Here is a 26466-nt window from a genome sequence, read left to right as displayed (position 1 = left end):
TGCAATAAACAGCAAGTGCGGTTTTTGTCGATAAAAACACAATATCGCTATTGGTTTTTAACTCATTTTAACTATTAAGGTGTTTTAACGTAATACGTTGACTGATGGTTTCTTCAATTTCAGATAATGTCATTGGCACATCATTTTTCATTAAACCCAGACCTGCCACAGTACGAGAAAACGATGTTAAATCCAGTGGCGGTAAATCCATTATCCAATTTTCTTCTGTTGCCAACGTATCTTCTGCATTAAGAATAGTTTGTATAACATCCGTAAAAGCTTGATGAGAAGATACCCAATCTTGATCGCCACTCGCCCAAAACCAACGCGCAGCAATAAAGTTTTTCCACATATCTTCCCAGCCATCGTAAATTCGACGTAACATTGAGGCACTCATTAATGACCATGTTTGTGCTTCTTGCTGGGTTATATAACCTTGCTGACAACCTTCTAAGCAAAGCTTGTTAAAACGACAGAGATCCCAAATAAGGTATTTCACATTTTGGATATTCATACGATTAGTGCTCATCATATCGATTTGCCATAAACGCTCGTTTTTATCATGTTCCGTCAACTCTGAAAGCAAAATATCATTTTTTAATGACTGAATATCCTCTTCTTTGCTCTCTAAAATTTGGTCGCGTAACTGATAAAAATCATTAGTATGACCCTGAGTCAGCAACCAAAACAGTTGATACACTAAATCCCAACGGTCATTAATTCCCCAACCAGCTGACAACCCACCATCATCTTTTCCTGGATTATATTCATTATATGCCCACTCATTCATTACGGCATAAGGCGCTGCTACATACAATCCCCATTCATGAGGCAATAACTGATCTGATGGCGTATTTTTTGCTTCAGATAAAATGGGCTCCTGCCCTGCTGTTAATGGTTTTGATAATTCACTATCTTGTACAGCAAATTTGCGTAACCATTTAAAAAGCAAAATAAGAAGAATAACACCAATAATGACCCCTGCAGAGCTAGGAAACCCTGCATAAACATAACCACTCATTCACTGTCCTTAATGTCTTTTTTATCTTTGTAAATAATTGACGCTTTGTTTGTGGTGATATTTAAACAGTTGAACGCCATTAAGGGAATATAAAACTAGGGAAAAAGTGAAAGATAAAAAGGGAAAAGGGATAATCCGAGGTAAATATGCAGTTATCCCTTCATTGTTCTGATTTAAATTTAGTGATTAAGAGTTCGCAATAAATTGAGCGCGCAACGCTTGCAACTTATCACGAGTGCTTGCTGCTTGTTCAAATTCAAGATCTTTGGCATGTTGATACATTTCGGCTTCTAAACGTTGGATCTCTTTTTCTAGTTCAGCAGTCGATAACAACGGGTAATTATCATGAATATCTGTTGCTTTATGCCCTTTTTTATTTTTATTACGTCCTTGGGTAGGCTGACCAATCTTAAGAATATCGCCCACTTTTTTATTTAATCCTTTAGGCACAATACCGTGTTCAAGGTTAAATTGTTGCTGTTTCTCTCGACGACGTTCGGTTTCACCAATTGCTTTCGCCATGGAGTCCGTAATTCTATCGCCATATAAAATCGCTTTACCTTCAAGGTTACGAGCCGCACGACCGATAGTCTGAATTAATGAACGTTCTGAACGTAAGAAGCCCTCTTTATCAGCATCTAAAATCGCCACCAAAGAGACCTCTGGCATATCCAAGCCTTCTCGAAGTAAGTTGATACCCACTAATACATCAAACTCACCTAGGCGTAAATCACGAATAATTTCGACACGTTCAACAGTATCAATATCAGAGTGTAAATAACGAACTCGCTCACCATGCTCTTCTAGATATTCTGTTAGATCTTCCGCCATCCGTTTTGTTAATGTGGTAACCAATACACGTTCATTTTTTGCAGCACGAATACGAATTTCAGAGAGTAAATCATCAACTTGTGTAGCAACCGGTCGCACTTCAACAATCGGATCAAGTAAGCCTGTTGGTCTTACAACTTGTTCAACAATTTCATCACCTGATTTTTCAAGCTCATATTTACCCGGTGTTGCTGAAACATAAATTGTTTGTGGTGCTAATGCTTCAAATTCTTCAAAACGTAATGGACGGTTATCAAGCGCTGAAGGCAAACGGAAACCATATTCAACCAAGGTTTCTTTACGAGAACGGTCACCTTTGTACATTCCACCAATTTGTGGAATAGTAACGTGTGATTCATCAATTACTAACAAACCGTCAGCAGGGAGGTAATCAAACAGGGTTGGTGGTGGCTCGCCCGGGCCTCTACCTGATAGATAACGCGAATAGTTTTCGATACCAGAGCAATATCCCAGCTCATTCATCATTTCGAGATCAAACTGGGTACGCTGTGTCACACGTTGTTCTTCAACGAGTTTATCATTCGCTAAAAGTACTTTGCGTCTCTCTGCAAGTTCTTTTTTAATTTCTTCCATCGCTTCAAGAATGCGCTCACGTGGTGTGACATAGTGTGTTTTGGGATAAACCGTAAAACGAGGCACATTATAATGGATTTGCCCTGTTAAAGGGTCAAATAAAGACAGGCGCTCGACTTCTTCATCAAATAATTCAACACGTAAAGCGTAATCATCAGATTCAGCAGGGAAGATATCAATAACCTCACCACGGACACGAAATGTCCCGCGCTGAAAGGCTTGATCATTACGGGTATATTGTAGATCAGCAAGACGGCGCAAAATTGCACGTTGATCGATTATCATGCCATTTGTTAGGTGAAGCATCATTTTTAAATAGCTATCAGGATCACCCAAACCATAAATCGCAGAAACAGACGACACGACAATGACATCTTTACGCTCTAATAAAGCTTTTGTCGCAGACAGACGCATTTGTTCGATATGTTCGTTAACTGAAGCATCTTTCTCAATAAAAGTATCAGAACTTGGCACATACGCTTCAGGCTGATAATAATCGTAATAAGAAACAAAGTATTCCACTGCATTTTCAGGAAAAAATTCTTTCATTTCACTGTAAAGCTGTGCTGCTAAGGTTTTATTTGGAGCAAGCACCATCGTGGGTCGATTTAAATTGGCAATTACATTAGCAATAGTAAAAGTTTTACCTGAACCTGTTACCCCTAAAAGAGTTTGATGCGCAAGCCCATCGTCTAATCCTTCACAAAGTGAAGCAATAGCTGTAGGTTGATCGCCTCCAGGCTTAAATTCAGAATGCAGTTTAAAAACTTTGCTCATATTTTCTTCTCCTCGCTGACACTCCTTATGATACTGGATAAAAATCCAGCTTCAATCTCTATCTACTAAAAATTGTATGAATAATTAGCATCAGTTATCCCCAGTTTTGAAACTGGAAAAAATTTAAAAAGCAACCCCCTATTTTGTGAATTATTCAAAGAGACGCGCAGACATCACTCGCTCTATTGATTTTATTTAATTAATTGATATGTAAGAATTAAAAATAAAAGTTGAGAATAACACCAATCTTTAGCAATGCCTTGTATTCTCTCTATTCAGAGTATTTTTATAATGGTAATACACAAGGTTATCCACAGGAATAGTGGATAACTACACAAAATTGTTATCTCTCGGTAAGTTACGTCTTTTTTTTTGCCTTAAAATATTCCTTAAAAAGGACAAAATTTATTTTTTTTATTTTTTTATTGGCTTAAAAAATAGACTTTTATTATTTACCAGAGAGAAGCTTATCAACCTAGTTTTAAACAAGAAAGATCAAGATAAGGCCTAAAATTATGCTCTTTTGTTTCATTTAAATAGGGTATCTTGCCTAAGAACGGAGCTTTAATATGTTTTTTTAATGTTGCCAGATATTCCTTCTGATATCGCCCTGCTGGCTCAACTTCATTAGCAATCCAACCCGCAAATGTTAAACCAGACTGAATAATTGCTTGTTGCGTTAATAACGCATGATTAATACAACCCAATTTAATCCCTACCGTTAAAATAACGGGAAGCTGTTCACTAATAACCCAATCAGAGAAAAATTGGTTTTCCGACAATGGCGTAAACCATCCACCAGCCCCTTCGACTAAAACCCAATCTGCTTGCTGTTTTAAGTAAGATAAACCTTCTGACATTACATTAAAATCAATAGGCTGATTCATTTCGCCGCTGACAATATGAGGCGATGTAGGTATTTCAAAACAGTAAGGATTAACACGGTGATAATCCAATTTTACTGTACTGAATTTTTGCAGTGTTAATGCATCCGAATTACGCAAACCTTCCTTTAGCCACTCACTTCCTGAAGCAACAGGTTTATAGCCTACGGTTTGATATCCTTGCTCTGTAGCACATTGCAATAGTGCACTACTCACAACGGTTTTACCCACTTCTGTATCTGTACCTGTTAAGAACACTATTTTAGCCATGTGATATTTTTCCTATAACAATTTGATAGGTAAGTAAATATTTACCTGAATCTGTTTTCCACACCTTTTCTAGTGCACGAAATTTTTGTCGAGTCATTAACCCTTTTTGTCTATCACCTTGCACAAAATTGGCACCAACGCCCTTTAAAGAAGCAAACAACGCATGTAATGAATCATAGTGTTCGGTGATTGTTTCAGTAGAAAATTGACAATGAAAACCACAACACGCTTTCTCAATATCTTGAAGAGATAAAAAAGGATTAACATGCGGATGGTTATCAAGAGATTGCCAAGCATTTCTGACTTCTTGCAAAGTCAATGTAGCGAGTGTTGAAAAATAAAGCGCGCCTTTTTTATTTACCACTTTCATGAGTGAGTTAATTGCAACGGATAAATCATCACACCATTGCATCGCTAAATTACTAAATACGATATCCATACTTTGTGGCACAATCGCACAGTGTTCTATATCACTTTGTAGATAACCATCTGCCCGTCGTTGTTGTTTTGCTACTTGTAGCATCGTATGTGATAAATCGAGTGCAATAACAAAGCGCCCGCGTTGTTTCCATTTTTGGCTAAAATACCCGGTTCCGCATCCTGCATCTAAGACAATATTGCCACTATCATAACGTGCTAAATCCATTAATTTATTGCCACTGTAGCGCTGAATATTAGCGTGATTATCATAATGAATCGCCGCTTTACCAAATGTTTGAGCTATACGTTGTTTATCTGTTTTGACTAAAGAATGCATGAAGCGTCTCGATTAACAGCTTAATATCTGAAAGGTGATGGCGAGTGGTTAACGTTATTCGTAAACGTGCACTATGAGGTGGAACTGTAGGTGGAAAGATGGCTTTTACCCAAAGCCCTTTAGATTGCAGATAATCTGAAAGTGTTTGGCATAATTGCTCATCACCAATAATTACTGGCTGAATAGCCGTTTGTGAAGGTAATAATTTAATAGGAAGCGAAACAACACCTTGGCGAAAGGTATTAATTAATTGCTGTAGATATTCTCGCTCATTATCCGCTCGCTTAATGACATTTAGAGTAGTATTTAAAGCGATAGCTTGTGCTGGTGGCATTGAGGTACTGTAAATAAGATGACGAGCATATTGTTCAAAAAATTCCGCTGTCGACTGGTTACAAAGCACTGCCGCCCCACTGACACCAAAAGCCTTACCAAAAGTCACCACTAATAGCTCAGGTTTGATACCCGCTTCATCACAACTACCTCGACCTTCTTTACCTAAAACACCAATACCGTGCGCATCATCGACCATTAGCCATGCATCATGTTGTCGGCTTATTGTTGCCATTTCTGTTAATGGCGCTTGATCTCCATCCATGCTAAATACCCCTTCGGTAACCACTAAGGTTTTACTAGCCAACGTTTTATTAAGTCGTTGAGATAAAGAGTCAGGAGAATTGTGTAAAAAACGCCATAATGTGGCTGGTGATAATACGGCGGCTTCCATTAACGAAGCATGGCAAAGTTTATCTGCAATAATGGCATCGCCTTTTTCAAGTAATGCCGAAATCACGCCTTGGTTAGCACTATAACCAGATGAAAATAGCAGTGCATTATCGTAACCCAGCCAACCTGCGAGATGTTGCTCTAATTGCGCATGAGCTTGTGTAAATCCGGTGATATGACCTGATCCACCGCTACCTACACCGTACTTATCAGCACCTTGTTGCCATGCTTTAATGACATCCGTATGTTGACTGATACCTAAATAATCATTGCCTGAAAAATTAAGGTACTTTTCACCTGATATTGTGATCAAAAAGCGCCCCGTAGCCTGTTTGATCACTTTGCGTTTTCGCCATAATGGCGTATTTCTACGCCCATTAAGTTGTTTATCTAAATAGGTTTGCCAACTCATTACAGTGCCGCGTTATAAAATTGTTCAGTGTCTTTATTGGCAACAGCTTGCATCAAAGCATCTTCTTGCTGATTGTCGCCCATAGATACTGCTAATCGTTCAGGATTTAAGCCTAATTTACGGAATAATTGGTGATCTTTATCTTCGGTCGGATTGGTTGTTGTTAATAATTTGCAACCATAGAAAATAGAGTTCGCCCCAGCCATAAAGCAGAATGCTTGTGTTTGTTCACTCATTTGCTCACGACCGGCAGAAAGGCGTACATAAGAGCGTGGCATCATGATACGAGCAACGGCGATTGTACGAATAAAATCAAAAGGATCGACATCTTCATTATCAGCTAATGGCGTACCTTTGATTTTGGCTAACATATTAATCGGCACACTTTCTGGAGGTTGTGGCAAATTGGCTAATTGCACCAACATTGCCGCGCGATCTTTCACTTCCTCACCTAACCCTAAAATTCCACCAGAGCATACCTTAATGCCTGCATTGCGAACTTTATCAAGTGTATCTAAACGATCTTGATACGTTCGCGTTGTCACGATACTGCCGTAAAATTCAGGGGAGGTATCAAGGTTATGGTTATAAAAATCCAGCCCCGCATCGGCTAATCGATTAGCTTGTGAATCATCTAATTTACCCAGAGTCATGCAGGTTTCCATACCCAGTGCTTTCACTTCTTTTACCATTTGCTCAAGGTAAGGCATATCACGTTCATGCGGATTTTTCCAAGCGGCCCCCATACAAAAACGGGTTGAACCCGCCGCTTTTGCTTTTTTTGCCGATTCAATCACTTGTTGCACTTCCATTAGGCGCTCTTTTTCTAATCCTGTTTTATAGCGCGCACTTTGAGCACAGTATTTACAATCTTCAGGGCAAGCCCCTGTTTTGATAGAAAGCAACGTACTGACTTGAATTTGTGAAGGGTCAAAATGTTGACGATGCACTTGTTGTGCTTGAAAAACCAAATCTAAAAATGGCATATCAAACAATGCTCTGGCTTCTTTTAATGTCCAGCGTTTTAGTGTGCTCACAATACAATCTCCTGTTTAAAAGTGATTGCCAGTTTAAATAATAGGGTTATCATGTCAACTAAAATTGATCACCCTTGGTTTACATGATTGAGTGAAAAATAAAATGACACCTGAAGATATCGCTTTCGATTTACGCCACATTTGGCACCCATACACCTCGATGAGTCATCCGTTACCTGCTTATCCTATTGTTAGTGCTAAAGGCGTTGAATTAGTCTTAGCTAATGGCAGAACATTGATAGATGGAATGTCTTCATGGTGGGCCACAATTCATGGATATAATCATCCAGAGCTTAATCATGCGGTTACCACGCAACTAAACAATATGTCTCATGTTATGTTTGGTGGCATTACTCATCCCCCAGCAGTATCACTTTGTCGTAAATTATTGGCGATAACACCAGAGCCTCTTGAATGCATATTCTTAGCGGATTCAGGTTCGGTGTCCGTTGAAGTCGCACTGAAAATGGCCTTGCAATATTGGCAAGCTAAAGGTGAAAAACGTCAACGTATTGTGGCGTTAAAACAGGGATATCATGGTGATACCTTTGGCGCGATGTCAGTATGTGATCCGGATAACTCCATGCACAGTCTTTACAAAGGTTACTTGCCTAATCATCTCTTTGTAGATGCACCCAAAACAGGCTTTTATGAAGAGTGGGATCCAGCTGATATCAACTCATTACGCTCAACACTAGAGCAACATCATCAAGAAATTGCCGCCGTTATGCTTGAACCCATTGTTCAAGGCGCGGGGGGTATGCGGATTTACCATCCTGAATATTTAAAATGCGCAAGAGCCCTGTGTGACGAATTTGATGTATTACTCATTGCCGATGAAATAGCTACGGGTTTTGGCCGAACAGGTAAACTTTTTGCCTGTGAACACGCTGGAATTTCTCCTGATATTATGTGTGTAGGTAAAGCATTAACGGGGGGTTACATGACCTTATCAGCAACTTTAACCACGCGTCATATTGCCGAAACCATCAGTCAAGGTGATGCGGGTTGCTTTATGCATGGCCCTACTTATATGGGAAATCCTTTGGCTTGTGCTGTTGCTGATGTCAGTTTATCTCTATTAGCAAATGGCGATTGGATAAACCAAGTTGCAGAAATTGAAAAACAACTAAAACGCGAGCTATTACCGTTAAAACAGGCTAAATGTGTCAAAGATGTGCGGGTTTTAGGTGCGATTGGCGTGGTCGAAATGAACGAGCCCGTTAATATGGCAAAATTACAAAAAATCTTTGTAGAGGAAGGGGTTTGGATCAGGCCTTTTGGCAAGCTTATTTATATTATGCCACCATTTATTATACCACCAGCAAGCCTAACTAAACTCACTCAAGCTATTGAGAAAGTGGTTAATATCTCATAAATCTTTCATCAAAATAAACCTCTAGCAAGGTAATGTTTTGCTAGAGGTTTTCAGTGATTTTTATTTCGTCACAACGGTAACCCACATTGCACCTTTACCTACTGGGTAACACGCTAATTCAGTTAATGCACCCGTGTGTTTATCAATACGAGAAACAGAAGCAAAATCTGATTTTTGACCACAAGAAATCAGGTAATTGCCTGTATTATCAAGATTAAAGCCACGAGGCTGTGCCTGTGTTGGGTAATGTCCTACAGGTTGTAGATAATCACCAGCCTCAGAGATTGCCATCGCACAGATAAAGCTTTCAGAGCGTTCGCTGGCATAAAGAAAACGACCATCAGGTGTGATATGAATATCTGATGCCCAACGAGTACTGTTAAAGGTTTCAGGCACAATATCAACCGTTTGCATTAAACGATATAAATCCCCCATACGACAATAAACATTGATTGTCGCATCTAATTCATTAAGGCAATAAAATACATTACCATTAGGGTGGAATGCCATATGGCGAGGCCCTGCATTTTGTGCTGTTGTCAGCTCTTCAGTACCCACTTCTGTTAAATGCCCATCTTCTAATAAATTAAATAAACGAATATGATCTTCACCTAAGCAAGGTACAATCAGTTGTTTATTATTCCAATCAATATTCGACGAGTGAGGTTTATCTAATCCTTCAATCAGTTGAATAGGTGATTGCGGGATCCCCTTCTCATTAATAGGTAAAACAGCCAAATTGCCTTGATGATAAGAAGGAACAAACAAGAAGCGCTCTGTTTTATCTAGGCATAAGTGGACAGGTGTGCTTGGAATGGAAGTCATCGCCTTTTGTTCTAACTGACCATCGGCCGTAATCGCAAATGTCACTACACTAAAATGAGGACGGATCCCAACATAAAGGTATTTTCCATCCGCACTTGCAATCATCGGTTGTACTTGCCCTGCAACCTCAACAATCTGCAATAAATCCATTTCACCTTCAGCATTTAATGCATAAACATGGATTTGCTGACTCTCTGGACATGCTATGTAGACTACCTGTTTCATCCCTTCTCCTTAAAACCGATTACCCATTGATTTGTAAAGAATAATAGAATAACTAACGTTTACTTGTCACGATTAAGCTAGTTTATCTTTTATTGGTTAACGTGTACCATCAGCAACATTGCATCTTAATACTATCAAGGGGCTTATTTATGTCATATCGCGTTATTGCTTTGGATCTTGATGGCACACTGCTTGATGACCAAAAACGTATCCTGCCAGAATCTTTAGAAGCACTCAATCTTGCAAGAAAAGCAGGTGTTAAAGTTTTAATTGTAACAGGTCGTCATCATGTTGCTATTCATCCATTCTATCAAGCACTCGATCTTAATACCCCTGCGATCTGCTGTAATGGGACTTACCTTTATGATTATATTGGTAAAAAGGTACTGGAATCCGATCCATTAACGACTCAAGAAACCAGCGCAGTATTAGATCTTGTTAAACAAACAGATGTACATCACTTAGTTTATGCTGATGATGCAATGATGTATGACCAACTATCAGCCCCAGTGCAACGCACTTTAAAATGGTCAGAAACATTACCTACTGCACAGCGTCCAAATTTAATCAAAGTCGATGATTTCTATCAAGCCATGCATGATGTTAATGCCATTTGGAAAATTGCAACAACAACGCCTGATCACGATGAATTACGCACTTTAGTTGAAAAAATTGAGCAACAAGTCGGTTTAGAGTGTGAATGGTCTTGGGTTGATCAAGTTGATATCGCCAAAAAAGGCAACAGTAAAGGTCGTCGTTTACAACGCTGGGTTGAAGCGAATGGTATGAATATGAGTGACGTTATTGCCTTTGGTGATAATTTTAATGATCTTAGCATGCTAGAGCATGTTGGCTTAGGTGTTGCAATGGGTAATGCTTCAGATGAAGTAAAAGCACGCGCAAGAATGGTCACTAAAGTGAATTCACAACCAGGTATTGCTGAAACTATTCATAAATATATTTTGTCTTAGCCTTATTTTTACCTCAGCTAAAAGAAAAAGACCTCGTTTTTAATGAGGTCTTTTTATCGACACATATAACGGATAAATCAAAGATGGCGGCTTAGTGAAATACTCTTAATTTGCGCATAAAGCCATTGCCCTTCTTGAATATTCAATTCATCTTTTGCCCAAGGCGTGATCCTTGCCCATAAATAATTACCATCATTGACAAGTTTCACATCAACTTGGCCATCATTTTTAATGGTTTCAACCACTTTCATATGCAAAATATTACGAATACTACTATTTGATGGGCGAGTGGTAGTCAGTGACACATCAGAAGCATCAATACGAACACGAACATCACGACCAATTTTAGTCTCGATTTGAGGCAACCACAGCACTTGATTACCGAAAGCCGTTGCTGTCATATCGTAATGGCTATGGTGTTCTACTACCATCACATTCGCGATACTGCTGAGTGTCTCTTTTTGTAACCAAGGACGTAATGCACTGCTTGCCCATACATCTTCCAGCTTACCTGTCGCCTTAATTTTTCCTGCATCCATCACAATGACGTTATCTGCAAGTCGAATAATTTCATCAAGGCTATGACTCACATACAAAATAGGAATTTGTACATCTTGTGAGAGCTTTTCTAAATATGGCAGTAACTCTCGTTTACGCGGTAAATCAAGTGAAGCCAAAGGCTCATCCATCAACATAATATCAGGCGCTGTTAATAACGCTCGTCCTATGGCAACACGCTGTTTTTCACCGCCTGATAAAGTGATAGGAAAACGAGTGAGTAAATGACCAATCCCTAATAAATGAATAATGCGATCAAACTGCACTTTCATTGTCGGCGACATACCGTAAAGCAGATTTCCTTTTACAGTGTAATGAGGAAACAGTCTGGCATCTTGGAATACATAACCCACTTTACGTTTTTCAGGTGGCAGATAAATTTTCTTTTCTGTATCAACCAGTGTGTGATTATTTAATATAATCCGTCCTGAATCTGGCTTGGTTAAACCGCCAATCACATTAATCAATGAGGTTTTACCGGCTCCAGATAAACCAAAAACAGCGGTAATACTTTCTGTTGGTAGTTCAGTATTGACTTCCAGACGCAGTGATCCTAGCGTCTGTTTAAAATTCATCTCTAGCATACGCCCCCCAATCTTTTACGACCCCAACGAGTTAGCCACTCTGAAGCCATTAAAGAGACGAGCGCCAAAATAATTGCAATAACACACAAACGAGCCGCATCCATTTCCGCACCCGGTGTTTCAATCAAGGTATACATTGCTAGAGGAATAGTTCTTGTTTCCCCCGGAATATTGGAGACGAAAGTGATTGTTGCGCCAAATTCTCCCAATGAGCGCGCAAATGCCAACACAATTCCTGCGATGATCCCTGGCATAGACAAAGGTAACGTTATGGTAAAAAAGACGCGTATCGGTGAGGCCCCTAAGGTTCTCGCTGCTTGTTCCATACGTTGATCGACAGCTTCTAATGCTAATCTGATCGCTCTTACCATCAATGGAAATGCAACGACTGCGGATGCAAGTGCTGCGCCTCGCCAACTAAAGGTAAAGCTAAAACCAAACCAGTCATACAGCCATTCACCAATAAATCCACGTCTCCCCATACTGATCAGTAAAAGATAACCAACCACAACAGGAGGTAGAACTAAAGGTAAATGGATAATGCTATCAAGCAATGATTTACCGGGAAAACGTACCCTAACTAAAAGCCAAGCCATAAAAATACCAAAAGGTAGACTAATAATAACTGCAACAGTCGATACCTTAAGGCTTAGTATGATGGCTTGCCATTCGTATTCACTTAACATCTCCAAAAGTATAATTCCTACAGTGGGCTAAAGCCGTATTTCTTAAAGATTTCTGCGGCTTGAGGTGTTTTCAGATAGTCATAAAAATCACGAGCTGCTTTATTGTCCTGACCTTTTACAACTGCCATTGGATACTCAACAGGTTTGTGGCTATCAGCTGGGAATACGCCGACCACTTTCACTTTATCACTCGCAACCGCGTCAGAACCGTATACGATACCTAATGGTGCTTCATCGCGTTCAACCAGCGCCATACCGCTACGCACGTTATTAGTACGAGCCATATCTGGGCTTACTGTATCCCATGCGCCTAAATATTCTAATGATTCTTTCGCATAGATACCAACAGGCACATGGTCAGGATCGCCAACGGCTAGTTTTCCGCCATTAAGTAAGGATTTCCATTTAGTTTCCTTATTAATAACAACGTCATTTAATTTACTATCTTTAGGGGCAATGAGTACTAAATCATTACCTAATAGTGTATGACGTGAATCTGCAACCATTAAATTTTTATCGATAACGAAATCCATCCACTGCTGATCTGCTGAAATAAACAGATTTGCAGGTGCACCCTGCTCAATTTGACGAGCCAGTGTTGAAGAAGAGGCATAAGATGCAACAACTTCAGTTTTATTTTCTTGCTTATATTGTGCCGAAATTTCATTAAGAGCATTGGTCAGAGAAGCGGCAGCAAATACCGTTACTTTTTCCGATGCAAAACTTTGGCTTACTAAAGCAAAAGAGATAACTGCGCCAGCAAGTAGCTTGCCTGATAATTTTTTCATGTTCTAATTCCACTTAAATTAAAGGATGACACGCTGTATATACCAAGATACAGCGTAAAATGAAAGAATTAGATGTTAGAAACTGGTTATATATCAATAAATATAACCATAAAAATAGAGGTAAAAAATAGAAATAGAAGCGTACTCAACAACACGACAATTTAAAATGTGTGAATAGATACTCTAAATAATTCAAGTCACAGCTAGGCGACAAGTGAATGAGTCGCTAGGAGCATACATAAGTATGTGACTAGTGCGAATGAACGCAGTCAACAACGCTGTGGCTTGAAGTATGACGAGTATCATGAGTATGTGGCTAATGCGAATGAACACAGCCAACAACGCTGTGGCTTGAAGTATGACGAGTATCATGAGTTATGTGGCTAGTGCGAATGACGCTGTGGCTTGAAGTATGACAAGTACGCGTAGATAAAAAAACAGCCCTCTACAAAATAAAGGGCTGTTCTAAATCAGGAAGGGAGAAATTATGATTTTTTGTCTGCTTTTGGCTGACTTGGTGAAATCAAGTTAAACACTTCACCTAAACCATAAATGATGCCCATAATCAGTACCATTACAACAGGTACCATCAAGAGAGCAAACCCTAAACTTTTCAATAATTCAAGCATGATAACCTCTTTATCATGGTATATTCGGAAAGCCAGAGTTGGCATTTCTTCACGAATGACGAATAATAACGCTATAGATGTATATATTCTAGAGAATTATCGCTTTGTGTCGGCACAAAAAATGCGATAAACACACAAAAAAAGAAGAAGCCTATCATTATGCAAGCAGAAATATTATTAACTCTTAAACTTCAAGATAAGCTCTTTGCCGATCCTCGTCGTGTTGCATTGTTAAAACAGATCAAGGCGACAGGTTCAATTAGCCAAGGGGCAAAAATGGCGGGCATTAGTTATAAAAGTGCTTGGGATGCCATTAATGAAATGAATCAACTCGCGGACGAACTTCTTGTTGATAGAGCAACAGGCGGTAAAGGTGGCGGTGGTGCAACTCTCACACATTATTGTGAGCGCTTACTTCAACTTTACGATCTGCTCGGTCAAATTCAGCAAAAAGCCTTTGATGTATTGAAAGATGATTCACTCCCTCTGGATAGTCTTTTAGCGGCTATTTCTCGTTTTTCATTACAAACCAGCGCTAGAAACCAATTTTTTGGTACGATTATTGAGCGTGACAACCTGCAAGTTCAACAACATGTTAATGTGCAACTTGCAGATAGAAAAACGATCATTCGTGCTGCTTTAACAGAGAAAAGCGCTGATCGCCTAGGGCTTAAAAAAGGTAAAGAAGTACTGATTTTAATTAAGGCACCTTGGGTCAATATTGAAAAAGGAACTTCTTTAACACAGCAATATGACAATGCGCTTTCAGGCACACTCACTCAAATTGAGACAGGTAGTGAAAACAGCGAATTAGTGGTGACATTAGAAGGTGGACAAGAAGTTTGTGCCACATGTTCTAATCAGCATGTTAAAGAGCAAAAACTACATATTAATGACAGCGTAACGGCTTTATTTAATGCTGATCAGGTGATTGTTGCAACACTGTGTTAATCATTAATATGATTACTTTTAAATAAAAGATAAAACCATCACTTAGTTATTATTTTAACAATAATATTAAGTGATGGTTTTTAATTGATTAAATTATATAAAATTACCTTACACTTGATTGATATAAGGTAATTTTAATATCCATTTAAACTTTTCGACTAATACAACGCGTAAATGCTTCTTTTATTGAGGCACCTAAAACCTCGTCACTACAATTGCTTTTTAACGTAATAATTGCGCTATCAGGTATTCCCTCGCCGACCCAATGATCCATACGTAAATGGTTTTGAGGCTTAATAATAATTTCATTACCTATAAAGCTTAAACCACATAAGTTCATATTTTCAAATATGAGCTATTTTATTTTTATAACTATATTCTTTAATTATTTTTTTTACCCACTCTGAATAATATTTTTTATCATTATACATCTCATTAAATTCTTGTGAGTTACTTTCTATTTTTCTACTATTACTTAAAGAAATTTTTGAATAATGACCTAACTTATCATCAGTGATATTCTTAGATAAAACGTTATATCCATTTTTTAAATCCATAAAGTGGATATAGCATCCCGAGATAGTTACTATAATATAGTAATCATAATTAAAGTAAATATCCGCATATAAATTATAGCCCTTCGATATAATCATTAACTACTCCTCAATTACAGTAATATTAAACCTAATATTCTTTGAAGATGCATTTTTAATTGAATAGCTAATTATTTTCCATTGATTAATTCCTGTCATTCAGTAGTTTATAATCATCTTTACTTCCCTTTTTATAAACAACTTAGATAATTATCGTTAAATAAAAAACCATCACCTAATTGTCATATTAAGCAATAGTTTTTGGATTAAATAATTTTCTCATTAAAATTTAGTAACTAAAATTATTTTGAGTACATACGAGTAAAATAATCATTAATCTTATTATTATCGAGTAATCTATCTTTAGTAAAATCAATATTATCAGAGACTACAACATATTTTCTTAAATCTTCAGGAATATCTTCAATCGAAGCATAAATACTAGGGACAATAAAACGAAAATAATCACCAATTTTATTTTCTCCTTCATACCCTACTGGGCGGTACTCATATAATTCATTAAAAACTCAAAAAAGAAAAATCCCTATCAATTCAATTAAAAATCAAATTAAAAACATTTAATTATTTATTGCCTAATAATTCACATATATATTATATTTCAATTATACAAAAATACTCACTTTCATTAAGTTAAAATCTCTTCGTAGTACACCGACTAAATGCAAGCCGAATACCCAAACCTATCTCATCAGATGAGCTATCTAGCGATAAAATAACCTTATGGGATGCCCCTATTCCTTCCCATCCTTCAAGACTTGAATGGTGAGAAGGTGAAATTAATATTTTGTTATTAGAAAGATAAACAGAACAATTTAGCATATTAGCTAAAAGTTGACGTTTTGAGCGATAGTTATATTTATACTGTAATAATTCTAGCCATGAATCCCAGTTTTTTTTTATATTTTCCTTTTTAAAGAGTTTGTCATATTCCTCATCTTTGAGCTGAGTTCGACTATTCTCTAAAACTTTAATTAAACTTTCGCCAAGCTCCTTATTTGAACATGTTAAAGAAAGTATAATTGATGAAAAATTAGGATCGAGTGTCATTAGCCCATAGCCAGATTCCGTATTTAAGCAAAAAAATTTATCTGTCATTACTATCAAAGCACAATACTCATTATCGTTAATAAACGTCATCATTTTACCTGCGTTATTTTTACTTCAATATTCATACTTTCTCCATAAGCTACCGCACGATTAATTTCAATCCATTGGGCCTTTGTTGTCGATTGTGGTACAGCAAGCCAAATTTCTCGTTTTGCTATCATTTCTGAATGTAAATTAACTCCTGACAATCTATAACCTTCAAATTTTGCAGCATCATCTATATTACCTTTAATTGTATTATAAATTTGTTTTGGTCGATTAAGTTTACTCATCGTTTGAGTATCTAGGCTTTTTGCACTTATTGCTACTTTATCTTTAGCAATATAAAAATCAAATGTTTTAAAATTTTTTGGCAATCTAGTGTGAACAGGTAAGCTTTTCGCAATAGAGTTTTCCCATGACATTCCTTGTGTATTTATATTTCCTCCCCCAGAAGACCATTTCATACCAATTTCAGAAGCAGAAATTGTTTTACTTGCTGAATTTCTACCAAAATATCTAATAGCAAAATCGCTTAATTCTTTAACTAAAAAACCAGCACTAACAAGAAAAAACTGGTTATCTGGCTCTGAGATCCACGATGAAAACTTTAACCAAGAAGGAGTGTTTACATCTATTTTATCTAAATCTTGCGAATTCCAATATTGAACATATTGTTTAGCTATCTCAGTTTGCATTGTATCAGCACCAAGATAGCTAGCCCAATATGGTCTTTTAGTTAATTCAAGTGCATTTTCAATTCTTTTTTTCTTGATCTCTATAACTGCTAACGGATTAGTATTTAATTCAACATCTAGTTTTAAACTATTTTCATTGCTAAAAACTGTATATTTGTCGATTATCTTTGATAGGCATTCAGCATTAGACCCACATTTATGTATTTCTCGATCGAAATCCATCGAAATATCATGAAATAAATGGTTGAAACGGAATATATTCTCAGCTGAACTAGCACCACTATATACACCACCTGGCTCACCAGTAAAAACACCACCGGCAATACCACCAAATAATCTAACAAATTGCGCTTGTGATTCTGATTTTCTCTGCCATTCCTCAGCCTTAATAGTGTTATCACCCAATGAAATAGCAGCAATTTCAGCAGCTAAGCTACCTATAACTGCACCATTAATATTTCCTCCACTAATTTGGGCAGATAAACCAGATAATGTTGCATGACTTAAAACCTTTCCTGCATGCCCTAATACCGCGCCATTATCACCAATTAAATTGGCGCCTTCGGCATGAAGCTGACTACCGATATTGCTTAATAGCGCGGTTTTAAAATTATCAATAAAACTGCCACCTTGTATGGTAGTGCCCAATGTTGAACTGACGACTGAATGAGAGGCAACGCGTTGTGCAACTTGATTCCATGTTGCGCTATCGGTCGCAAGTAACTTACCTGTTGAAGGTAATGTTCCACCTTGGATTGCTTGATCCCACCCCATAAATTGGTCAAGGCCCTGAAGTGCCCCCGCAACAACCATACTCGTCACCACAGACTTGACCGTGTCGCTACGCCCCAGTGATTCAAGTGTTTTAGAGATGTTGCCTTGGTTTTCAGCTAAAGAGACCGCCGCTTGCGAAACTAAAGAGGCAAAACCTGCTTGTGCTGCAACCGATGCCGTTGAAGCCACGCTTGCTGAAGCGCCCGCCGCAATGGTTGCCTTACTTGCCATTCCACCAATAGTTGCCGCGGTTGCTGTACCGTAAGTGGCAACTCCCACTGCAATAGCGATAACCGCACCAACAACAGGATTTAATTGTTTTGTTTTATCATCCCAATCAGAATAGGTATCCTTAACTAAATTCCAATTGACGTTTTGATGATGTTGAAGATCTTTAAGCCATGCATATTCTGGAGTGTTACTTAAAACTGTTAATGCTTGTTCTAGTGATTGTCCTTTTTGAGCTTTAATATCAGCAGATATTCCTTTAGGAGCATCAATAGTCAGTTTTCCACCAATATAAAGTGTCGGTAATGCCCAACTCTCTTTTATATATCCCTGATCGCGCTGAGTAATATAAATATCTTTTGAATTAGTAATAACTTGCTTAAATGCTGTATTTTTAACTGCTTTAAAATTAACTTTTCCTGTTTTACTGGTTAATTTTGCATTCTTCGCTGTTTCTAGTTTGCTCGCTTCTAAGGTAATATCATCTTTAGCAAATAAATTAATATCGCCATTAGCGATGAAATCGGTAACTTTATTATTTGTATTATGACGTTTTTTCGTATATTTCTTTTTGGTAGTACATAAAGTCCATCGATTACATTTTTTCTTCTCTTCTTCGTAATAACTCGATTCTTCCATCGCTTGTGCGTAAAGAAATCCACCTTTAGCAGCAATATCTATCTCTTTATTGGCAATCAATTTTGATGCCTGAAATAAAATACTGCCTTCAGATAATAGAGTTAAATTATTACCACTATTAATTTCAGTACTGACTTGTTTGCGAAGTTCTTCTAACTTAGAACCCGACTCTTTACGAAAATGTGTTTTTACCGATCCTAATTGAATATTACCACCACTGGATATCGTAATGTTATCGTCTGATTTGAGTGAACTACCTTCTGTTATTAACGCACCTGATGACGCAATCGAAATACCTTTATTTCCTATAATGGCCGCTGTGCTATACTGGATATCTTGAGAATCTTCGTGGGGATCTTTGATGGCAGAATAAGCATTTGTACCCAGCTTTATATTCCTACCTGCTAATACAATGACTTTATCTTTTGAATTTAATACTGTTGAACTTAAATCAATATCACGCGCTGCATTTAAGATAAGGTTATTGTCTGAAAATAACTTAGATTGTAATTGAGGATAATGAATATCACTAAAAAAAGGATCGGCTTCTTTTATTGATTTTGAGGCAAGGAAAATATCCTGTCCTGCATTAAAGGTTATAGCTTTATCGCTGTGATATTTTATTCCTTGACTAATAATATCTTTACCAGCCGTAAATATAATATCACCTCGCGTTTTCCAGCTTTCCGTTTTTGATAATGCAGGCTCTTTATTATACAAATGAAAATATGGTAATATCTTAAAAAGTTCCGATTCATTTCTCTGAATTTTTATATCACCTTGTGAAATTAAGCTTAAGAAGTTAGCATTATTAATTTCAATATTATTAAAAGTTATATCTTTTCCAGATTGAAATAAAATAGAATCAGAGACATTAATAGCCGGTGGAGTTAAAACATCATTTTCATTAAATGCAGAAATGGGATTTAATGTATAATCAATGTTTCCATTCTTAGCAAGAACAACACCGTCTTTTGCTGTTAGATCTACTTGGTTAAGCTCTATATTTTTATTTGAAATTAAGCTTAATGATTTTTTAGATGAGAGGTGTGAATCTTTTACAATAATATCTCCACTAGAGATAACAGATAATTCATTATTTGAATTTATATTTGACGATATATTAATAGAATTAGAATTAATCAATATGTTATTAGCTAAAACATTATAACCTGAGTGTAACTTGTTTATTGATTTTTTTATTGATGAATACTTAGATGGGGGATTAGTTTCTATATTAATGCTATTCTTAAAATCTAAAATTAAATTCTCTTCTGCTCTGATATGTTCATTGTTTTTTCCAAATTTAAAATGGTAACTATAAATATCAGTGGAAATATATGGTATATATAAATATACTTTTTTATACTTTGATTTTTCAACTAAATTATTTGGTATCTCAAATAGTGAATTTATTTCTGGGAAAGGACTTCTATTTTCATATATCACCCACTTATCTAACTGACCTATTGAGTAATTTAAAAAAAAAGCACTCTCTCCAGTTAAAATAGAATTATTATTTGCTAAAATATATGATTGACTATTTAAAATCCTATTGGATTGAATGTATAAATTATTACCAGAAATAATTTTAGAACCGATATAACTTGAAATTAAATCTACTTTTTCTCTCTCAGTATTTATACCATAATCATCATTTAAATTTGCCACACCAAACCATTTTTTATTTTTCTCATCGATTAATTCAGGTATGTAAGAAATAATATATGCTTCATAATTACCCTGAGAAAAACTACTACTTGGATAAGATGGAATAAATTGATTTCTAACACTGTAAAATTCTTTAGAATTAGGCTCTTGTTTTATCTCTTTAAATAAAGGTGTTATAGATTCATTAACCAATTTCTTAGTTCTAATAATCAAATCACCCTTTTCTGTTTTTATCGTGGCTGATTGATTTTCAATTAAAGTGCTTGGTTCACCCTGCGCATTTCTCTGTATCCATAAATTATCTTTCGCTTGAATAAGTGCCTTTTCATTTTTATTAGTGAGTTTATCTGCAAATAAACGCATATCTTTCTCTGAGATAACTTTACTATGATTAATCAGCGTATTAGTTGCTAAAGTAATATCTCTTTTTGCTTTTAACTTTGTATTACTATTAATTTGTAGTTCTTTACTACTAACATTAATATCTTGATCAGATTGAATATTGCCATTAAAGGTAATTTTTCCATCAACGGTTAAATTCACACTGTTTTGGTTCGTTTTAATATCACTTAAATTAACACCGACACCTTTTTCTGTACTAACTAGACGTATTTGATTGGCATACATTCCACCTAGCGCTTTCGTATCAATAGACAGCGTAGGTTTAACGCCTTCACCATTAATGCTATTTACTGTACCTTTATCAAAATCGATACGGTTATTTCCTTGCATTAAAGAAAGGGTTTTAGCGTTAATTTTTCCATTTAACTCAATACTGCGGCTGATAATGTCGGCATAATCCTGAGTTCGGAGATCTATGCCTTGCTTGCCAATAACAACACCACCTTTTTTCACTTCTATTGCCGAATAAGCACCTTGAGGGTTAAAAAGAGGTTTTCCTGTTGTTAGCGTAATTGTAGGAGTATTAATAAATGAACAGCCATCACACGTAATGCCATTTGGATTAGCAATAACAACTTTCGCTTGTTCTCCCGCGACTTCAAATTTTCCTTGTAATTGTGAGCGCCCATTTCCCACCACTTCATTAATAATTAAATGAGCAGCACTTCCTTTTAAATTAGTATTGGCATTTACTTGTTTGGCTAATTGTGTATTAACAGAAGTTGTCGCATTATTAATTACAACACCTTGCTTGCTAACATTGAACGAATGAAACTTATTATGAGAAATACCAAGATCATTAGGTGCTACAATATTAATAATAGGAACAGTATTGTGCTGATTGACTTTAATCGTTTTATCGGAGGGCGTAATTGCTAAACTCCAAGCTGGATGTAATGGATAAATAGCAATTACATAAGCTATGCTATAACTTATTAAACGTTGTTTCCAAGAAATATCCTTTTCACACATAAAAACTCCTAACATTTAAATAGCAAGAGAAATGGACCAATAAAAAGACCAGCAATCTGGCTTTAATGATTTGGGATAAAACACAGGTTTATTAATTAAAATTTGAGAAGAAAAAGTGGAATGATAAAAAGAAGCACCTATTGAACTTCCAATTATTTTATTCTTTTCTGTTTCATATTGATCTGAATGGGCGACACCATAATCAAGTGCAAAAATAAAATTCCATTTACTTAAAAACGAAGTTATTGGTGATATATTTATTTCATTGCGCCAATAAAACCCATTATTAGCATTAAAATTTGTTTCTTTATATCCACGAACAGCCTTTATTCCATCTATTGCTATTTTTTCCGAACCATAAAGGTTATCAGGCGTATATTGACTATGAAATGAAGTGAGATAGGAAAACTGATCAGTCAATAAATATTGATAGCTTAAATTTAAACTCAATTTTCGATAATGACTTCGAGGTGAATTATCAGCAATATAATCAGGTGTCGCGCCAAAAAGAGAGATCCCAAACTCAGCAGTTGGATTAATAATTAAATATCCATTATGTAACCTTAAAGTATATTCAGGGCTAAATGATAAAGAAGTTAATGTGGGGCTATTTATTAATAATTTTTGTTGTGCTAATTGTGTTTTTGCTTTCTTATGCTTTAACATTCCCTTTAGTGTTATTCGTTGTTTATTATCTCGATAGACTAGACGATTAATATCAAATTGCTGATCTCTATTTTTGTTTTTATAAATATATTTTTGATTATCATGGAAGGAATAAGATGAACTACTATGAGATAACTGGTATTGATAAAACCAATAACCATAAGGGATATTCACACTTGCAGTATAAGCACGAGAATAGTGAGTATGAAGGAAATCTGTATTTGTTTTTAGTGAAAAAATCCACTGCTCACCCAAGCCAAACAAAGAATCTATTGTTGTTGTATTAGTAAGTAAGATCTTTCCTGTTGTTTCTGTTCCCGAATTATCAATTGTTAATCGATTCTTTAAAGGAAGTTTTTTAGCTTTTCGATTAATGGTTACAGATGAATATCCCACACTATCGCTTGGTTGAATATCCAATGTATATTGCGTTGTTGTTAATCGATTAAGCTGTTCTAATCCATGTTCTAAATCTCGTAGGTTTAAAATTTTCTCTTTGAAGGAAGGAAAAATAATATCAATTAATCTAGATGAAACACCATTGATAGAAATATCTTTTATTCTACCTTCAATAATCTTTATTACTAACTTATGATTAGAAAGATCCTGCTCTGGAATAATAGCTTGTGAGGTTACATAACCTTTTTCAATATAATTATTAGTAATTGATTTAGCGATCTCATGCATATCATTTAATGTTAGACATTTTTGTAGATACGGTGAAATTAATTTAGATTTCTGTCTATAATCTAATAGAGTATTTTCTGTAAGATCAACTTTATCAATAAGAAAGCAATTACTATTTACATTTTTATTATTCGAAGAAAAACTATTTTTGCTAATGAGTAAAAATATAAAAAAGAATAAGTTTATTTTTTTAAATTTATGCATATATAAGTCATCCTTAAAGAGATGTTTATATATTTACATAGGAAACGCATTTTAAAGGTTATCATTAAATAGTAGATGTATAAGGCTTTTGGAAAAAGTTCTTTCAGCAAATATTGACAAGTTTCTATTAACCCTATATTGCTAGATACTTAACTTGCACTTAGCTTACATTAAAAAAATAAGGCTAATAATAATGAAACACTTACAACTCAACAAAACACAATTTCGCTTAAGCGATAAACTCTGTTTACAAATTGACAATTTAGCCATAAATGAAGGTGAAAGTTGGGCATTTGTAGGCAGTAATGGAAGTGGCAAAACCGCCTTAGCAAACGCATTATGCCAAGAAGGTATTTTGCTCTCTGGTGAATTTATCAGCACATTTTCTCGTCCAATTAGCCTCTCTTTTGAAAAACAGCAAAAAATGATTGAAGAAGAGTGGCGTCGTAATAACACAGATTTATTAAGTGAAGGTGAAGAAGATACTGGCTTAACCGTTGCTCAAGTTATTCAAATGCAGGTTAAAGATGATGACAGATGCTTTTTACTAGCAAAGCAATTTGGTGTTGAATACCTTTTATCAAGACGTTTTAAATATCTATCTACTGGTGAATCTCGAAAAATATTGCTTATTCAACTTTTAATGAATAAACCTGATTTAATTATTTTAGATGAGCCTTTTGATGGATTAGATGTTGATTCTCGCCGTGCTTTAAATGAATTGCTAACACTATTACATCAACAAAATCTGACTATCGTACTCATTCTAAATCGTTTTAATGATATTCCTGATTTTATTCAGTATGCAGGTCTACTCACTAATTGCGAATTAGTCGCCAACGGTGAGAAAGAGCAGGTTTTATCTGACTCTGTAATAGGGCAATTATCTCACAGCGAAACGCTGGAAAATCTCACATTACCTGAACAAGATCTACCTGATGCCATTCCTCAATTATCACCGACTCTTTCTCCTATCGTGTTAAAAGATGGCGTAGTGAGCTATAACGATAAACCTGTTCTTCACCATTTAAGCTGGGAAGTAAAACCTCAGCAACATTGGCAGATTTTAGGCCCTAATGGTGCAGGGAAATCGACGTTATTAAGTTTAATTACGGGCGATCACCCTCAAGGCTACAGCAATGACTTGACGCTATTTGGTCGTAAAAGAGGAAGTGGTGAAACAGTATGGGAAATTAAACGTCATATTGGTTATGTCAGTAATGCCTTGCATCAAAGTTATCGTGTTTCTTCAACGGTAAAAAATGTCATTATTTCAGGCTTTCATGACTCTATTGGCATTTATCAAGCCATTACAGATAAGCAGCTTAAACTTGCTGATGAATGGTTAGCGTTAATTGGTTTAACCTCACATGCTAATCATCCATTCCATTCTTTATCGTGGGGTCAACAACGCTTAGTGTTAATTGTTAGAGCCTTAGTTAAACACCCTACCTTGCTTATTCTTGATGAACCACTACAAGGATTAGACACAACGAACCGACTCTTAGTACAACGTTTTATCGATATCATGATAAGCCACAGTAATACGCAACTTTTGTTTGTAAGCCACCATCAAGAAGATGCGCCATCGTGTATTACTCATCGATTGACTTTTATTAAAGAAGGCGAAATTTATCGCTACCAGCAAGAAATTTGTTAAATGATGATTTTTACTGTCATAATCAGGGCAATGATTTTAGAAATTAACGCTAAACTTAGGTCTGAATTTTTATTTAAATCGACATTTTTTGCTTGTTATTTAAACAATAATAAATAAAAGATCTGTCGTTTTTATGGACGTCATTTTCGTCTATTTTTTATACAAAACGGATATTTTGTTTTTTTACGCCGATCCCGCTAGATTAATAGCTTGAACGATTAAGCAAAAGGTGTGACAACTGTGCAATAATTCATCGAACAAACGACATTTTTGACTTAATCCCCCTTGTTTTGTCACTTATGTTTGGCGTTCTTGTCGATGATCCATATAATGATTGAAGTGCTAATTTTAAACTTATATTAAGAAAGTAATTATAGGAGTCTAAACTATGGCAGTAACTAAGCTTGTGCTAGTTCGACACGGTGAAAGTGTATGGAACAAAGAAAACCGTTTTACAGGCTGGACTGACGTTGAGCTGTCCGAAAAAGGCCGTAATGAAGCGCAAGAAGCAGGTAAACTGCTGAAAGCTGAAGGTTTCGTATTTGACTATGCATATACTTCTGTTCTGAAACGCGCAATTCACACCCTGTGGAACATTCTTGATCAAGTTGATCAACAATGGCTGCCAGTTGAAAAATGCTGGAAATTAAACGAACGTCATTACGGTGCTCTGCAAGGCTTAAACAAAGCTGAAACTGCTGAAAAATATGGTGATGAGCAAGTTAAACAATGGCGTCGTGGTTTTGCTATCACTCCACCAGAATTAACTAAAGACGATGAACGTTTCCCAGGTAAAGATCCTCGTTATGCATCTTTAACTGCGGCAGAACTGCCATTAACAGAAAGCCTAGCATTAACTATCGACCGTGTAACACCATACTGGGAAGAAGTTATCAAACCACGTGTTGCTTCTGGTGAGAAAGTGATTATTGCAGCTCACGGTAACTCACTGCGTGCTCTGGTTAAATACCTAGACAACATGAGCGAAGATGAAATTCTTGAGCTGAATATCCCAACAGCTGTACCTTTAGTTTACGAATTTGATGAAAACATGAAACCAATCAAACGTTACTACTTAGGTAATGCTGACGAAATCGCAGCAAAAGCAGCCGCTGTTGCTAACCAAGGTAAAGCGAAATAATTTTGCTTTAAATCTATTTATTTAGGTTTATATTATAAATACCGCTAGAAATAGCGGTATTTTTTTATATTAAATTTCTAGATTTCAATTTTTTCACATTGTTGTTTATTTTACATTAAA

General features: G+C 36.2%; 22 protein-coding genes. 6 read left to right on the top strand and 16 right to left on the bottom strand.

Features of this window, described 5'->3' with window-relative positions:
• Nucleotides 1-67 precede the first annotated feature (67 nt).
• The 6 genes from GWJ05_RS16980 to bioB all read right to left on the bottom strand — a co-directional run bounded on the left by GWJ05_RS16980 (nt 68) and on the right by bioB (nt 7309).
• Entirely contained in the window at nt 68-1021 is a 954-nt protein-coding gene (locus GWJ05_RS16980) for a DUF1266 domain-containing protein (protein WP_036938338.1), read from the bottom strand.
• Between the two features lie 186 nt (nt 1022-1207).
• Nucleotides 1208-3223 carry an excinuclease ABC subunit UvrB gene (uvrB, locus tag GWJ05_RS16975; RefSeq protein WP_036938339.1) on the bottom strand — a complete coding sequence of 672 codons (2016 nt, stop codon included), beginning with the start codon at nt 3221-3223 and terminating at the stop codon, nt 1208-1210.
• A gap of 470 nt (nt 3224-3693) precedes the next feature.
• Complete coding sequence (gene bioD / locus GWJ05_RS16970; RefSeq protein ID WP_036938343.1) at nt 3694-4377, bottom strand: dethiobiotin synthase; 684 nt, start codon at nt 4375-4377, stop codon at nt 3694-3696.
• On the bottom strand, nt 4370-5134 hold the full coding sequence (bioC, locus tag GWJ05_RS16965; RefSeq protein ID WP_036938346.1) for a malonyl-ACP O-methyltransferase BioC: 765 nt from the start codon (nt 5132-5134) through the stop codon (nt 4370-4372). The genes bioD and bioC overlap by 8 nt, the downstream gene beginning before the upstream one ends.
• Nucleotides 5109-6272 (bottom strand): 8-amino-7-oxononanoate synthase, encoded by a 1164-nt coding sequence (gene bioF / locus GWJ05_RS16960; protein WP_036938348.1) that lies wholly within the window; start codon nt 6270-6272, stop codon nt 5109-5111. The genes bioC and bioF overlap by 26 nt, the downstream gene beginning before the upstream one ends.
• Entirely contained in the window at nt 6272-7309 is a 1038-nt protein-coding gene (gene bioB, locus GWJ05_RS16955; RefSeq protein ID WP_036938351.1) for a biotin synthase BioB, read from the bottom strand. The genes bioF and bioB overlap by 1 nt, the downstream gene beginning before the upstream one ends.
• A 103-nt stretch (nt 7310-7412) precedes the next feature.
• Here bioB and bioA point away from each other — a divergent pair, with 103 nt between their 5' ends.
• Complete coding sequence (bioA, locus tag GWJ05_RS16950) at nt 7413-8687, top strand: adenosylmethionine--8-amino-7-oxononanoate transaminase (RefSeq protein ID WP_036938354.1); 1275 nt, start codon at nt 7413-7415, stop codon at nt 8685-8687.
• Between the two features lie 60 nt (nt 8688-8747).
• On the opposite strand, the gene pgl is transcribed toward bioA, so the two are convergent.
• Complete coding sequence (gene pgl / locus GWJ05_RS16945) at nt 8748-9737, bottom strand: 6-phosphogluconolactonase (RefSeq protein WP_036938357.1); 990 nt, start codon at nt 9735-9737, stop codon at nt 8748-8750.
• A gap of 149 nt (nt 9738-9886) precedes the next feature.
• Between pgl and GWJ05_RS16940 the strand changes: the two genes are divergently transcribed.
• The gene (locus GWJ05_RS16940; protein WP_115370389.1) at nt 9887-10708 is read left to right on the top strand and encodes a pyridoxal phosphatase; all 822 of its coding nucleotides are present in this window, start codon (nt 9887-9889) and stop codon (nt 10706-10708) included.
• A 77-nt stretch (nt 10709-10785) separates the two neighbouring features.
• Here the strand turns inward: GWJ05_RS16940 and modC are convergent, their stop codons facing one another.
• From modC to modA, 3 genes are read right to left on the bottom strand one after another with little or no spacing between them, the layout of a single operon-like run.
• Nucleotides 10786-11850, bottom strand: a complete 1065-nt coding sequence (modC, locus tag GWJ05_RS16935) for a molybdenum ABC transporter ATP-binding protein ModC (protein WP_036938362.1) — start codon at nt 11848-11850, stop codon at nt 10786-10788.
• Nucleotides 11844-12536 carry a molybdate ABC transporter permease subunit gene (gene modB / locus GWJ05_RS16930; RefSeq protein ID WP_036938363.1) on the bottom strand — a complete coding sequence of 231 codons (693 nt, stop codon included), beginning with the start codon at nt 12534-12536 and terminating at the stop codon, nt 11844-11846. The genes modC and modB overlap by 7 nt, the downstream gene beginning before the upstream one ends.
• A 17-nt stretch (nt 12537-12553) precedes the next feature.
• Nucleotides 12554-13324 carry a molybdate ABC transporter substrate-binding protein gene (gene modA / locus GWJ05_RS16925; RefSeq protein ID WP_087803638.1) on the bottom strand — a complete coding sequence of 257 codons (771 nt, stop codon included), beginning with the start codon at nt 13322-13324 and terminating at the stop codon, nt 12554-12556.
• Between the two features lie 246 nt (nt 13325-13570).
• On the opposite strand from modA, the gene GWJ05_RS16920 reads away from it, so the two are divergent.
• Nucleotides 13571-13711: a hypothetical protein gene (locus GWJ05_RS16920; protein WP_161681519.1), complete on the top strand. Its 141-nt coding sequence runs from the start codon at nt 13571-13573 to the stop codon at nt 13709-13711.
• Between the two features lie 98 nt (nt 13712-13809).
• Here GWJ05_RS16920 and GWJ05_RS16915 read toward each other — a convergent pair whose 3' ends face one another.
• Nucleotides 13810-13953, bottom strand: coding sequence for an AcrZ family multidrug efflux pump-associated protein (locus GWJ05_RS16915; protein WP_071788544.1), 144 nt, complete (start codon nt 13951-13953; stop codon nt 13810-13812).
• 159 nt (nt 13954-14112) lie between these two features.
• Between GWJ05_RS16915 and modE the strand changes: the two genes are divergently transcribed.
• Nucleotides 14113-14904 carry a molybdenum-dependent transcriptional regulator gene (gene modE / locus GWJ05_RS16910; protein WP_087803643.1) on the top strand — a complete coding sequence of 264 codons (792 nt, stop codon included), beginning with the start codon at nt 14113-14115 and terminating at the stop codon, nt 14902-14904.
• 145 nt (nt 14905-15049) lie between these two features.
• Here modE and GWJ05_RS18700 read toward each other — a convergent pair whose 3' ends face one another.
• The 5 genes from GWJ05_RS18700 to GWJ05_RS16890 all read right to left on the bottom strand — a co-directional run bounded on the left by GWJ05_RS18700 (nt 15050) and on the right by GWJ05_RS16890 (nt 23545).
• A complete protein-coding gene (locus GWJ05_RS18700) occupies nt 15050-15244 on the bottom strand; it encodes a contact-dependent growth inhibition system immunity protein (RefSeq protein WP_231039442.1) in 195 nt (64 codons plus the stop codon).
• Nucleotides 15245-15248: 4 nt separating this feature from the next.
• Entirely contained in the window at nt 15249-15557 is a 309-nt protein-coding gene (locus GWJ05_RS18695; protein WP_115370391.1) for a contact-dependent growth inhibition system immunity protein, read from the bottom strand.
• Nucleotides 15558-16148: 591 nt separating this feature from the next.
• Nucleotides 16149-16655, bottom strand: coding sequence for a contact-dependent growth inhibition system immunity protein (locus tag GWJ05_RS16900; protein WP_036938372.1), 507 nt, complete (start codon nt 16653-16655; stop codon nt 16149-16151).
• Nucleotides 16655-21988, bottom strand: a complete 5334-nt coding sequence (locus GWJ05_RS16895) for a DUF637 domain-containing protein (RefSeq protein WP_087803645.1) — start codon at nt 21986-21988, stop codon at nt 16655-16657. The genes GWJ05_RS16900 and GWJ05_RS16895 overlap by 1 nt, the downstream gene beginning before the upstream one ends.
• A gap of 15 nt (nt 21989-22003) precedes the next feature.
• Nucleotides 22004-23545 carry a ShlB/FhaC/HecB family hemolysin secretion/activation protein gene (locus tag GWJ05_RS16890; protein WP_161681518.1) on the bottom strand — a complete coding sequence of 514 codons (1542 nt, stop codon included), beginning with the start codon at nt 23543-23545 and terminating at the stop codon, nt 22004-22006.
• 193 nt (nt 23546-23738) lie between these two features.
• Here GWJ05_RS16890 and modF point away from each other — a divergent pair, with 193 nt between their 5' ends.
• Both modF and gpmA read left to right on the top strand, forming a co-directional pair.
• The gene (gene modF / locus GWJ05_RS16885) at nt 23739-25205 is read left to right on the top strand and encodes a molybdate ABC transporter ATP-binding protein ModF (RefSeq protein WP_161681517.1); all 1467 of its coding nucleotides are present in this window, start codon (nt 23739-23741) and stop codon (nt 25203-25205) included.
• Between the two features lie 388 nt (nt 25206-25593).
• On the top strand, nt 25594-26346 hold the full coding sequence (gene gpmA / locus GWJ05_RS16880; RefSeq protein WP_036938379.1) for a 2,3-diphosphoglycerate-dependent phosphoglycerate mutase: 753 nt from the start codon (nt 25594-25596) through the stop codon (nt 26344-26346).
• Nucleotides 26347-26466 lie beyond the last annotated feature (120 nt).

This window comes from Proteus sp. G2626 (assembly GCF_009915985.1).
GTDB classification, from domain to species: domain Bacteria; phylum Pseudomonadota; class Gammaproteobacteria; order Enterobacterales; family Enterobacteriaceae; genus Proteus; species Proteus vulgaris.
Note: the sequence above shows the minus strand (reverse complement) of the source record. Positions and strands in the feature narration are given on the sequence as shown.

Coding starts and splice junctions, on each gene's coding strand:
- uvrB (WP_036938339.1), bottom strand. CDS start 3,223: ATGAGCAAAGTTTTTAAACTGCATTCTGAATTTAAGCCTGGAGGCGAT.
- bioC (WP_036938346.1), bottom strand. CDS start 5,134: ATGCATTCTTTAGTCAAAACAGATAAACAACGTATAGCTCAAACATTT.
- bioA (WP_036938354.1), top strand. CDS start 7,413: ATGACACCTGAAGATATCGCTTTCGATTTACGCCACATTTGGCACCCA.
- GWJ05_RS16940 (WP_115370389.1), top strand. CDS start 9,887: ATGTCATATCGCGTTATTGCTTTGGATCTTGATGGCACACTGCTTGAT.
- modB (WP_036938363.1), bottom strand. CDS start 12,536: ATGTTAAGTGAATACGAATGGCAAGCCATCATACTAAGCCTTAAGGTA.
- gpmA (WP_036938379.1), top strand. CDS start 25,594: ATGGCAGTAACTAAGCTTGTGCTAGTTCGACACGGTGAAAGTGTATGG.
- modF (WP_161681517.1), top strand. CDS start 23,739: ATGAAACACTTACAACTCAACAAAACACAATTTCGCTTAAGCGATAAA.
- bioD (WP_036938343.1), bottom strand. CDS start 4,377: ATGGCTAAAATAGTGTTCTTAACAGGTACAGATACAGAAGTGGGTAAA.
- GWJ05_RS16980 (WP_036938338.1), bottom strand. CDS start 1,021: ATGAGTGGTTATGTTTATGCAGGGTTTCCTAGCTCTGCAGGGGTCATT.
- bioF (WP_036938348.1), bottom strand. CDS start 6,272: ATGAGTTGGCAAACCTATTTAGATAAACAACTTAATGGGCGTAGAAAT.
- pgl (WP_036938357.1), bottom strand. CDS start 9,737: ATGAAACAGGTAGTCTACATAGCATGTCCAGAGAGTCAGCAAATCCAT.
- GWJ05_RS16890 (WP_161681518.1), bottom strand. CDS start 23,545: ATGCATAAATTTAAAAAAATAAACTTATTCTTTTTTATATTTTTACTC.
- modC (WP_036938362.1), bottom strand. CDS start 11,850: ATGCTAGAGATGAATTTTAAACAGACGCTAGGATCACTGCGTCTGGAA.
- modA (WP_087803638.1), bottom strand. CDS start 13,324: ATGAAAAAATTATCAGGCAAGCTACTTGCTGGCGCAGTTATCTCTTTT.
- modE (WP_087803643.1), top strand. CDS start 14,113: ATGCAAGCAGAAATATTATTAACTCTTAAACTTCAAGATAAGCTCTTT.
- GWJ05_RS18695 (WP_115370391.1), bottom strand. CDS start 15,557: ATGATTATATCGAAGGGCTATAATTTATATGCGGATATTTACTTTAAT.
- GWJ05_RS16900 (WP_036938372.1), bottom strand. CDS start 16,655: ATGACGTTTATTAACGATAATGAGTATTGTGCTTTGATAGTAATGACA.
- GWJ05_RS16915 (WP_071788544.1), bottom strand. CDS start 13,953: ATGCTTGAATTATTGAAAAGTTTAGGGTTTGCTCTCTTGATGGTACCT.
- GWJ05_RS16895 (WP_087803645.1), bottom strand. CDS start 21,988: ATGTGTGAAAAGGATATTTCTTGGAAACAACGTTTAATAAGTTATAGC.
- GWJ05_RS18700 (WP_231039442.1), bottom strand. CDS start 15,244: ATGAACTTATGTGGTTTAAGCTTTATAGGTAATGAAATTATTATTAAG.